The sequence below is a fragment of the Stutzerimonas marianensis genome (assembly GCF_022810315.1).
In the GTDB taxonomy this organism is placed as follows: domain Bacteria; phylum Pseudomonadota; class Gammaproteobacteria; order Pseudomonadales; family Pseudomonadaceae; genus Stutzerimonas; species Stutzerimonas marianensis.
In genome coordinates this window covers 1-526 of record NZ_JALGRD010000055.1, presented here as the reverse complement: position 1 = coordinate 526, position 526 = coordinate 1, and the positions used below count along the sequence as shown (strand labels likewise).

The following is a 526-nucleotide window of genomic DNA, read 5'->3' as shown; positions in this document are numbered from 1 at the left end:
GGAGACGCTGAACAATTAGCCAATTCTCACCGTCCCCCTTTTTCAACCCGGTTTTTTCAACCTACCGGCCTTATTCTGCGTTTCTTGGGCCGATTTCTACCCTGATTTTGCTGATTAGCGGGCCAGCCCCGCCTTTCGGACGGACTTATCCCGCCGTCCGTTGCAAATACCGCTTGGCCAGTACCAGATTGGCCAACCCAAACAGACTGAACAACTGCGCCGTATTCTTTTCCAGTCCACGGTAGCGAACCTTACGATGATTGAAGCGCACCTTGATCACCTGGAAGGGATGCTCGACCTTGGCACGCAGCTGCGCCTTGGCGTATTCGACTTTGCGCTTGACTCGGTACAGCACGCTGTCTTTGCCGTGATGTTTGTAACTGCTTGGCCGTGCTGCAATCGACCAGACAACGTCCCGTTCAGCATGCTCCGGTCGCTTGGCCGCACCAGTGTATCCAGCGTCACCCGAAACATAGGTTTCGGCGCCGTGCAGCAACTGATCGACCTGGGTGACATCCGCCACGTT

Annotated in this window: 1 protein-coding gene; it reads right to left on the bottom strand. The window is 55.5% G+C overall.

The features are described 5' to 3' along the window. Nucleotides 1–145: 145 nt before the first annotated feature. Nucleotides 146–526 (bottom strand): transposase (locus tag MST27_RS22240; RefSeq protein ID WP_243608016.1); only part of this gene is annotated, 381 nt, incomplete at its 5' end.